We start from the raw sequence: 10,623 nt of genomic DNA on the forward strand, positions 1-10,623 counted from the left end.
CGATATCGGAATTAAAGACGGTAAGATTTACAAAATTGGCAAAGCTGGCAATCCTTACATTCAAGACAACGTAGATATTATCATCGGTCCTGGTACGGAAGTCTTAGCAGGAGAAGGCGCAATCGTCACGGCTGGGGGGATCGACAGTCACATTCACTTTATCTGTCCCCAGCAAATTGAAACGGCGATCGCCTCTGGTGTAACGACAATGATTGGTGGAGGTACGGGACCCACTACAGGTACGAATGCCACAACCTGTACCCCTGGACCTTGGAACATTTACCGGATGTTGCAAGCCGCCGATGCCTTTCCCGTCAATTTAGGTTTTCTCGGTAAGGGTAACAGCAGTCAACCTCAAGGCTTAGTCGAACAGATTGCAGCTGGGGCAATGGGTTTGAAATTGCATGAAGATTGGGGAACGACTCCCGCCGCGATCGATACTTGTTTGGATGTCGCCGACCGACATGATGTCCAAGTCGCGATTCACACCGATACCCTCAACGAAGCTGGGTTTGTTGAAACTACCATCGGTGCTTTTAAAGGACGGGCGATTCATACATACCATACAGAAGGGGCTGGCGGCGGTCACGCCCCAGATATTATTAAAGTTTGCGGTGAAGCCAACGTTTTACCATCTTCTACCAATCCTACGCGCCCTTATACGCTCAATACCCTGGACGAACACTTAGATATGTTGATGGTGTGCCATCACCTCGATCCAAGTATTGCCGAAGATGTCGCCTTTGCCGAGTCGCGCATTCGTCGAGAAACGATCGCCGCAGAAGATATTTTGCACGATTTAGGGGCATTCAGCATGATTTCCTCCGACTCTCAAGCGATGGGAAGAGTAGGGGAAGTGATTATCCGTACTTGGCAGACGGCACATAAAATGAAAGTGCAAAGGGGGCATTTATCTTCTCCCGATGGGGGATCTATAGAAAATGATAATTTCCGCGCTAAAAGGTACGTTGCCAAGTACACGATCAACCCCGCCATTACCCACGGTATTGCTAATTATGTCGGTTCTGTGGAAGTGGGGAAACTTGCCGATTTGTGTCTCTGGCGATCGGCATTTTTTGGCGTGAAGCCGGAAATTGTTCTCAAAGGCGGATTAATTGCTTGGTCGCAGATGGGTGATGCTAACGCTAGTATTCCCACTCCCCAACCAGTTCACATGCGTCCCATGTTTGCTAGTTTTGGCGGTGCGATCGCGGCAACATCCTTGACTTTTGTTTCTCAAATTGCCCTAGAACAAGAAATTCCTTCTCGGTTAGGTTTACAAAAACCTGCTGTTGCTGTCTCACAAACCCGTCAAATCGGTAAGCAGGATTTAAAATTAAACGATGCCCTACCTCGCATCGAAGTCGATCCTGAAACCTACGAAGTTAGGGCAGATGGAGAGCTTCTCACTTGCGAACCAGCTACAATCTTACCAATGGCACAAAGATATTTTTTGTTTTAAATGGTTGTTAGCTGTTGGTTATAGACGCTGGTACTATCGCGGATGCTAACTATTTCAGATTGTTATCTATCTGCCGAAGCAAACTTTTTGCCTCAATTGCTCGCTCGGCAGGTGAATTTGCTACCGCAATCGAACATTGCCAAAAAATGTAACGATCTGTAGTTGGAGAAACATTCTCTCTTGGGTAAGAGGTTAATTTTGTAACGACAAGGAAGAATGATACCAACGAATAGATATTGAGAAAATATTAAAATCTTAATTTATTGAGCAGCGTGCGGATTTCATGACTATCCCATCCTCCAAAGCCGATCGAATCCTCGTGGTTGACGACTCTCCCGATAATGTGTTCCTAATTCAAACGATTTTGGAGGAAGAAGGATACACCATTACTACGGCAGAAGACGGCCCCACTGCAATAGCAGAAGTTGAAAAATCACCGCCTCATCTCGTTCTGCTTGATGTGATGATGCCAGGGATGGATGGGTTTGAAGTGACTCAGCGCCTCCGGCAAAATGCCAAACTACCTTTCATTCCAATTTTACTGATTACTGCTTACGACCAACCTAGTGTGGCTAAAGGTTTGGATACGGGTGCAGACGATTTTATCCGCAAGCCTGTCGAAGTTGAAGAACTTTTGGCAAGAGTGCGATCGCTACTACGGTTGAAGCACAGCGTAGACGAACGGGATGAAATTGCCCGTCAAAGAGAAGATTTTGTCTCTCGTTTAACGCACGACCTTCGCACTCCCCTTGTTGCTGCCGACCGAATGCTCGTACTTCTCGCGCAAGGGGCGTTAGGAGAACTATCGCCGCCGATCCATGAAGCGATCGCAACGATGATTCGTAGCAATCAGAATCTGCTGCAAATGGTCAATACGCTGTTGGAAGTCTATCGTTTTGAGGCTGGGCGCAAGACCTTGGCATTCTTTCCAGTAGACTTGCAAAATTTGCTAGAAGATATCGTAAAAGAACTATCTCCTCTGGCGCAAGATAAAGGTGTATCGCTCCAGTTACAACAACAGCAGCCAATTTCATCTGTGCAAGTTTCCGGCGATCGCTTGGAATTGCATCGTCTCTTTACTAATCTGGTGGGCAACGCCCTTAAATTTACCGATAAAGGTTCCGTTACCGTTTGCGTGTCTACCAATCCTGACTCTTATTTACAAGTAGACGTGATCGATACGGGTTCCGGTATTTCCTTTGAAGATAGAGAGACTTTGTTTCAACGATTCCGTCAAGGTAGCCATAGGCGTTCCGGTAGCGGCTTAGGACTGTATTTATCACGTCGCATTGTCGAAGCCCATCAAGGTACGCTACAAGTTGATTCCGAACTTGGAAAAGGTAGTACTTTTAGGGTTAGCCTACCTGTGATGAAGTAGATTCGCTTGTTGTTTGTCATTCGTCATGTGTCATTTGCAAGGGCGATCGCTACTCGCCTTGAGCTAGCTTTTGTGCCATTGATTTCATGCGAGGCGATCGCTGTTGCGACTTGTTTTAAAAACCTAATTGTAGTAAAGTAGTTTAGTTCAATAATGGAAATATAAGCGCAATTTAAAAAAGCAATTATATTCCCATTGTGAAGTAAATTATATCAATATTGTATGTGCTATTGCAAGCACTTCACTATCAAAGTGTAGTGAAATAATTAAAAAAGATGAATTACTCCGAGCTGCTACGCCAACAAAGAGAATTTTTTCAAACTGGTAAAACGCGATCGATAGACTTTCGGCTTGTCCAGCTAAAAATCCTCAAACAGGCGATAGTTGACTACGAAATTGCTATTAACGAGGCATTACAAGCAGATCTCCATAAACCAGTTGTTGAAATATACTTAACAGAAATTACCGTAGTCAAGAAAGAGATCGACTACGCCATCAAACATCTAAAAAGTTGGATAAAACCCTATAAAGCTGCCGTTCCGCTTGAACAACTACCTGGTGCTGGCAAAATCTATCCAGAACCGCTAGGAATTGTTTTAATTATTAGTCCGTGGAATTATCCATTGCAGTTAGCTATTACTCCACTCGTAGGCGCGATCGCAGCGGGCAACTGTACGATTATTAAACCATCAGAAATCGCTACTCATGCTGCTGCGGTCTTAGCTAAAATGTTACAAAAATATTTTGATTCCACATATATTTCAGTGGTGGAAGGCGGAGTCGAAACTAGCCAAAAACTCTTAACAGAAAAATTTGACCATATATTTTTTACTGGTGGTACAAACGTAGGTAGAATTGTGATGGAAGCGGCAGCCAAGTACTTAACTCCAGTGACTTTAGAACTAGGCGGTAAAAGTCCTTGTATTGTCGATACTGACATCAATCTTGAGTATGCTGCCAAGCGAATTACTTGGGGAAAATTTATTAATGCTGGACAAAGTTGTATTGCCCCCGACTATCTTTTAGTCCCGGAAGCAATTAAACAACAATTTATCGAGAAAATTCAAAAATGCATCGCTGAATTTTACGGCGCGCAACCCGCGAATAGCCCCGATTATGGCAGAATTATCGATCGCAAACAATTCGATCGCTTAGTTGCCTTGCTAGCGGATGGCAAGATAGTTTTTGGGGGAGAAACAGATGCCGAGTCACGCTATATTGCACCCACTGTCATTGAGTTAGCTTCCCTAGACGTGCCAGCAATGCAGTCAGAAATTTTTGGTCCCATTTTACCAGTCGTGACTTACCAAGATATATCTGAGGCGATCGCGATCGTTAATCAAGGATCGAAACCGTTGGCTTTATACCTCTTTTCTCGTGACAGAAACCTGCAAAAGCGCGTTCTAGAAGAAACTTCCTCTGGTAGCGCCTGCATCAACGACACCGTATTGCAATTTGTCGTTCCCACACTACCCTTTGGTGGAGTGGGTAGTAGTGGCATGGGAAAATATCACGGCAAGGCTAGTTTTGACATATTTTCGCACTACAAGAGCGTACTGTATCGTTCCCTGGCGATCGAGATTAATTTACGCTATCCTCCCTATCGCGGCAAGTTACCCTTACTTAAGCGCATTTTAGGTTAGCTGTAAAACGATCGAACTTTACACAGACTTAATACACCTGTTGCGTTAAGATGGCAAATTTCCTACTAGAATTTTTACAAACCGACTTGTTTGAGATAGGCTAAAATACACACCGTCTATCTAGCTTTTAATCGCTGAGGGGATAGCGCCCACACAATAATTGTAAATAGTGGTAAAACGGCGGCGATCGCCGATCGATCTAGCTACACTCAAAGCAAACTTACTCAATATCAGCAACTCCAAGGAGGAACTGCCTTTGTCTCGTCGCTACCTATTTTCCTCAGAATCAGTCACTGAAGGTCATCCTGATAAAATCTGCGATCAAATTTCCGACACTATCTTAGATGCACTACTGGCGCAAGACCCCACCAGCCGAGTCGCAGCAGAAGTAGTCGTTAACACTGGATTAGTCTTAATTACTGGTGAAATTACTAGCAAAGCTCAAGTTAATTATGTCAATTTAGCTAGACAAAAAATTGCTGAAATTGGCTACACCGATGCTGTCAATGGCTTTTGTTCCAATAGCTGTTCCGTACTAGTTGCCCTAGACGAACAATCGGCTGATATTGCTCAAGGCGTTGATACAGCGCACGAAACTCGCGAAAAATCTAGTGAAGAAATATTTGATTCTACGGGTGCGGGCGACCAGGGGATCATGTTTGGTTTCGCTTGTAACGAAACCCCCGAATTGATGCCTTTGCCTATCAGCCTTGCCCATCGCATTTCTCGCCGTCTAGCCGCAGTACGGAAAACTGGTCAACTGGCGTACTTGCGTCCTGATGGTAAAACTCAAGTTACAATTGCCTATGAAGACGGACGACCTGTAGGAATTGATACGATTTTAATCTCGACTCAGCACGCACCGACGATTGGCGACATCACCGACGAGAAAGCAGTGCAAGCCAAGATTAGAGAAGACCTCTGGTCAGCGGTTGTAGAGCCAGTCTTTGCCGATATTGAGGTCAAACCAGATGCACAAACTCGCTTTTTAGTCAACCCCACAGGCAAGTTTGTCATTGGCGGTCCCCAAGGTGATTCCGGCTTAACTGGACGTAAAATTATTGTCGATACCTACGGTGGATACTCACGGCATGGTGGCGGTGCTTTTTCCGGTAAAGACCCCACTAAAGTAGACCGCAGTGCGGCTTATGCTTGCCGCTACGTGGCAAAAAATATTGTTGCTGCTGGGTTAGCTGACAAGTGCGAAGTGCAACTGAGTTATGCGATCGGTGTAGCGCGACCCGTTAGCATTTTAGTAGAAACATTCGGCACTGGCAAAATTGACGAAGACCGTTTGCTGGAGTTAGTTCAACAGAATTTTGAACTCCGTCCAGCTGGTATTATCCACGCCTTCAACTTGCGTAACCTACCAGCTGAAAGAGGTGGTCGCTTCTATCAAGATGTTGCTGCCTACGGTCATTTGGGACGAAATGACTTAGACTTGCCTTGGGAAAAAACCGACAAAGCAGATATCTTAAAGCAAGCATTAAATCAACCTGTTTCAGCGACAGTTTAACCAAACATAGGTAGTTCTTCAAGTAGAGACATTAAATCAATGTCTCTACTTTTTTTGTACCTACACATGGGATACACATATCAGTAGGAGCGCACAGCTGTGCGCTCCTACCTGGGGATATTGCATTATTTCCCCCTTTCTAAGGGGGTTAGGGGGATCTAATATTGAGGCACAGAAGGATCGACTTCCTGACTCCAGGCAGTAATTCCACCCTTTACATTCGTCCCTTCAATCCCAGCTTGCTTCAAAATACCCAAAGCCTTAGCCGATCGCATTCCTGCTTTACAATGAGCAATTAACCGATGACCGTTGAGTATTTCTTTTACCTTCTCCACACCTTCCCCATTCTCAATATCTGGCAAAGGCACTAATACCGAACCGGGAATTTTCGCAATTTCATACTCGTGCGGGTTACGCACATCTAGCAGCACGAAATCATCAGCACCACTATCGAGTAACTGCTTCAATTCCTGTACCGTCATTTCTTGAATATTCATCTGCTGTTTTGCCTCCTCTGCTTTCGCTTGGGGAATCCCACAGAATTGTTCGTAATCTACTAACTTTTCAATTACCGGACGCACGGGATTGGGACGCAACTTCAACTCGCGGAACTTCATATCGAGGGCATTGTATAACAACAAACGCCCGCTCAAAGTCGTTCCTTTACCCAAAATGATTTTGACGGTTTCTGTTGCTTGAATTGTGCCAATGATGCCACACAGCACTCCCAGTACCCCACCTTCAGCGCAGGAAGGAACCATCCCAGGTGGTGGGGGTTCGGGATATAAATCGCGGTAGTTAGGACCACCCTGATAGTTAAATACAGTCGCTTGTCCTTCAAATCGGAAAATAGAACCGTAAACATTCGGTTTATCTAACAACACGCAAGCATCGTTTACCAAATACCGCGTAGGGAAATTGTCAGTTCCATCAGCGACGATATCGTATGGTTTGAGGATTTCCAGCGCATTTTCCGAACTCAAGCGCGTTTCATAAAGGTCAACCTGGCAATGAGGATTAATCTCTAGAATTCGCTCTTTAGCAGATTCAATCTTCGGTTTCCCAACCCAAGATGTGCCGTGAATCACCTGACGTTGTAAATTGGAGCGATCGACGATATCAAAATCGACAATCCCGATGCGTCCGATCCCAGCTGCCGCTAAGTATAACAACAGGGGCGCACCTAAACCTCCCGTACCGATACACAGTACGCTGGCGGCTTTCAAACGCTTTTGTCCTTCCAGTCCGACTTCTGGCAAAATCAGGTGACGGGAAAAACGTTCGTATTCTTCTTGTGAGAGTTGGATTTCATCCAAATTGGGATTGAGCATAACAGTTTGATGGAAAGGAGCGGATTAACATCGTCTCCGGTTGATTACCATCATGAGGGGGTGATGGGGAGATGGAATCTATCTTGAATACAGACAGACCCTAGATCGTATCTTAAATGGAAAAACACTAGATACGATCGCGATACAATTCTTAAATTTTGGTGCTTAAATTTGCGATCGCTAAATTAATCTTTCTACGACAATCTCTTCTGGTTGGAACTGATGGTTATCGTCAAGGCTCCAACTCAATACGTCTCTAGCCTTGCCTTGGAGAACTGAAACAATGATATACGAATAGGCTTGCCACCCACAGACGCGATCGAATTCTGACGGGATGGCGGGATGGTTTGGATGGGAATGATAAATCCCAATAATATCAAGTTGGCGATCGCGTGCCTCTTTTTGCACTTTCAACATGGTTTCTGGCGCGATCGTGTAGTAAGTATTTTGATCCGTGCCTAAATTCAGATTTGGATCGATCGCTTGAAAATCTGCCGCAGTTGTCGGACTCCAAACATTTTCAGTTGCGATCGCCTCTACTAAAATTTTGTCATCCTGACTCAACTTACCCAGCAATAAGCCACAGCACTCATGTGGATAAGTACTTTCTGCGTGGCTGCAAATCAGCCGCAAATGTTCGACTGTTAACCTAATACTCACAAGCTTTAAATTGACTTAGACTTTCTCTTGCAGTGCATCCAACACGGCATCATAGATATCGCTACTACTAGCAATAATGCCCCGATTATTGAGCATCTTAGCATTAGCCGCAAACTCCAAAGGCTTACCGTACATATCTGAAACACGACCGCCAGCCTCTTCTAAAACGATTGCTCCTGCAGCATGATCCCAAATATTTTCGCGGTAAGCGGGATATTCTGCCCAAGGCAGTCGTAAATAAAGAGCAGCTTCACCCCTAGCAACTACGGCATATTTCGCCATGCTATCGATCGAGAGTGGCTCGGGAGTCATGCCAACTGCTTGCGCGATCGCTCGTTGTAAAGGCAAATTACCATGTCTTGACTCTACACTCTCCGTCGAACGGAAATGGCTTTTGTTTGCGGTTCTCGCCCCTAAAATTGGCTGAGAAACCCCACTTTTTAAAGCGATTTGAGTTGTTCCCTGTCCCCTCACAGCTACAAATAAAACTCCTCGTTCGCCTTGTGGCTGATTCAAGTCTAGTGGTAATGCTGGACAACCCATCACCCCTAGCTTGACTTCTCCATCCTCAATCAAAGCGAGAGCGATCGCATATTGATCGCCGCGTAAAAATCCTTTTGTCCCGTCAATCGGATCTAGAGTCCAAAAGCGATCGCCTACTTGACCGTTCCCGCGATCGATCCACTCCAAGATAGTCTCAGCAGATGTTTCTGGAATATGCACCCGCACGTAAGATGCGATTTGTTCCAGTTGCTCAGACATATGCGGTTGGCGCAGCAACTTTGCATCTTCTTCCCCTACAACTGCATCTTGAGGAAAAGCTGCCGCGATCGCTTGACAGATAATTGCCTGAGCGCCTAAATCTGCAATTGTGACTGGACTAAAATCTGGTTTTTCTATTGCAGCAACAAGGCAATCGTTTTGAATTTGCGTGCAGAGTTTGATTGCTCGGATTACAGATGCGATCGCCACCTGTTTTTCTAATTCGTATGCCATCAGCTACTTCCTCAGACATAGCATCCAGGCTGGATTATGACACATAGCTAGAAAGAGTGGTAGAGGCGCACGGCTGTGAACCCTTACGACAAACTCGTTAACTTAACTCTTTACAATCGGTTGCGAGTCTATATGAAATTTGACAATCTTCCACTGACAAAAGAGATGTGCGACGATCGAATCCACTGCCAACAAATTCTCAAAAGGACGGATTACTGGTGAAGGGTAAGCGTCAAGCTTGGTTTATGACTTTATTCAGTCTATGTATGGCGATCGTCTTGCTACTACACCTACCGCTACAAGTAGCATCTCAGCCTCACCCTGTAGAAACTGAAGTGCGGGGAGTGTGGTTGACCAATGTTGACAGCGATGTTTTGTTTTCCCGCGATCGCTTGAGCAAAGCTTTACAACGATTGGCAAAATTAAACTTCAACACGGTTTATCCTACCGTTTGGAATCGCGGCTATACTCTCTATCCCAGCTCTGTAGCAGAACGTACAATTGGGAGAGCGCTCGATCCCAATCCGAAGTTGAAAGGAAGAGATGTTTTAGCCGAAATTGTTCAACAGAGTCACCAGCAAGGACTGAGCGTTATTCCCTGGTTTGAATTTGGGTTAAAAGCACCCGCCAATTCCGACCTCATCCGCCGTCATCCAGACTGGATTACCTATCGCCGCAACTCCCGCCGAATTTCTAAAGGAAATAAATATAACCAAGTTTGGCTTAATCCCTTTCATCCAATGGTGCAACGATTTATCGTCAACTTAGTTGCCGAGATTGTCTTGAAGTACGACATAGACGGTATCCAAATCGACGATCACTTCAGTTTGCCTATTGACTTAGGCTATGACACGTTTACTACCCGACTCTACCAGCGGGAAAATGGCGGTAAGAAGCCGCCTGCCAATCCTCGTCATCCGCAGTGGATGCGCTGGCGTGCTAACAAAATTACGCAGTTAATGACCCAAATTTATCAAGCGGTCAAAACTCGCAGACCTGATTGTCTCGTGACTCTAGCGCCAAATGCTCACGAATACGCTTATAACACGTCTCTACAAGATTGGCGTACTTGGGAAAAAAAGGGTTTGGTAGAGGAAGTTGTCTTACAAGTCTATCGAGATGATTTGAAAACTTTCGTTAAAGAAATAGAGCATCCAGAAATCAAAGCAGTCCGTAGCCGTATTCCTGTCAGTATAGGTATATTGGCAGGTTTGAAAAAGCGTCCTACTCCTATGAAGCGGATTGAACAGCAGGTTCAAGCAGTCCGTAATCGAGGATTTGCAGGAGTATCTTTCTTCTTCTACGAAAGTTTGGGCGATCGCGATTCTGCTTTCCAGTCCATGTTTCCTAATACTGTAGCGCGACCGCAAATCTCCCACGGTTGGGCAGGGACTACTCAGGGGGTCAAGCAGTAATGTTTAAGAATTCTTCAAACCGTTGCGGCGAGGGAATTTGGGGGAAAGTCAAAATTTTTTTCACCAAAAGGGTTGACACATTTGGTGGAGATTAGATAGATTAATAAAGCGCCGGAGGAGAGAGGGACGCAAAGCGACCTCCCAAAGGGCGACCGAACCTAGAAAAGAGTATAGTTTGAAAGCGCCAACAAGCACAAGAGAGTTGGTGTCGAATTAAAAGAG

The 10,623-nt window shown here is 45.2% G+C and carries 8 protein-coding genes; 5 read left to right on the plus strand and 3 right to left on the minus strand.

What is annotated here, in order from left to right; translation table 11 throughout:
* The 4 genes from ureC to metK form a co-directional block, all read left to right on the plus strand.
* The coding region (gene ureC / locus C7Y66_RS28380; RefSeq protein ID WP_106548125.1) for an urease subunit alpha at nt 1-1,462 on the plus strand (1,462 nt) is incomplete at its 5' end.
* A 283-nt stretch (nt 1,463-1,745) separates the two neighbouring features.
* Nucleotides 1,746-2,840 carry a hybrid sensor histidine kinase/response regulator gene (locus tag C7Y66_RS28385; protein WP_106218042.1) on the plus strand — a complete coding sequence of 365 codons (1,095 nt, stop codon included), beginning with the start codon at nt 1,746-1,748 and terminating at the stop codon, nt 2,838-2,840.
* A 275-nt stretch (nt 2,841-3,115) separates the two neighbouring features.
* A complete protein-coding gene (locus C7Y66_RS28390; RefSeq protein WP_106548126.1) occupies nt 3,116-4,483 on the plus strand; it encodes an aldehyde dehydrogenase in 1,368 nt (455 codons plus the stop codon).
* Between the two features lie 256 nt (nt 4,484-4,739).
* Nucleotides 4,740-5,999: a methionine adenosyltransferase gene (gene metK / locus C7Y66_RS28395; protein ID WP_015157395.1), complete on the plus strand. Its 1,260-nt coding sequence runs from the start codon at nt 4,740-4,742 to the stop codon at nt 5,997-5,999.
* 158 nt (nt 6,000-6,157) lie between these two features.
* On the opposite strand, the gene moeB is transcribed toward metK, so the two are convergent.
* From moeB to C7Y66_RS28410, 3 genes are all read right to left on the minus strand, one after another.
* Nucleotides 6,158-7,330, minus strand: a complete 1,173-nt coding sequence (moeB, locus tag C7Y66_RS28400) for a molybdopterin-synthase adenylyltransferase MoeB (RefSeq protein WP_015157394.1) — start codon at nt 7,328-7,330, stop codon at nt 6,158-6,160.
* A 180-nt stretch (nt 7,331-7,510) separates the two neighbouring features.
* Complete coding sequence (locus tag C7Y66_RS28405; RefSeq protein ID WP_106548127.1) at nt 7,511-7,990, minus strand: Mov34/MPN/PAD-1 family protein; 480 nt, start codon at nt 7,988-7,990, stop codon at nt 7,511-7,513.
* A 15-nt stretch (nt 7,991-8,005) separates the two neighbouring features.
* Entirely contained in the window at nt 8,006-8,986 is a 981-nt protein-coding gene (locus C7Y66_RS28410; RefSeq protein WP_106548128.1) for a 3'(2'),5'-bisphosphate nucleotidase, read from the minus strand.
* Between the two features lie 218 nt (nt 8,987-9,204).
* On the opposite strand from C7Y66_RS28410, the gene C7Y66_RS28415 reads away from it, so the two are divergent.
* Entirely contained in the window at nt 9,205-10,401 is a 1,197-nt protein-coding gene (locus C7Y66_RS28415) for a glycoside hydrolase family 10 protein (RefSeq protein ID WP_106548129.1), read from the plus strand.
* The last annotated feature ends 222 nt before the right edge of the window (nt 10,402-10,623 follow it).

The sequence above is a fragment of the Chroococcidiopsis sp. CCALA 051 genome (genome assembly GCF_003015105.1).
Taxonomy (GTDB): domain Bacteria; phylum Cyanobacteriota; class Cyanobacteriia; order Cyanobacteriales; family Chroococcidiopsidaceae; genus Chroococcidiopsis; species Chroococcidiopsis thermalis.

What these genes read in the sequence shown, in the direction of transcription:
- C7Y66_RS28390 (WP_106548126.1), top strand. Translation starts at nt 3,116, where the DNA reads ATGAATTACTCCGAGCTGCTACGCCAACAAAGAGAATTTTTTCAAACT.
- C7Y66_RS28410 (WP_106548128.1), bottom strand. Translation starts at nt 8,986, where the DNA reads ATGGCATACGAATTAGAAAAACAGGTGGCGATCGCATCTGTAATCCGA.
- C7Y66_RS28385 (WP_106218042.1), top strand. Translation starts at nt 1,746, where the DNA reads ATGACTATCCCATCCTCCAAAGCCGATCGAATCCTCGTGGTTGACGAC.
- moeB (WP_015157394.1), bottom strand. Translation starts at nt 7,330, where the DNA reads ATGCTCAATCCCAATTTGGATGAAATCCAACTCTCACAAGAAGAATAC.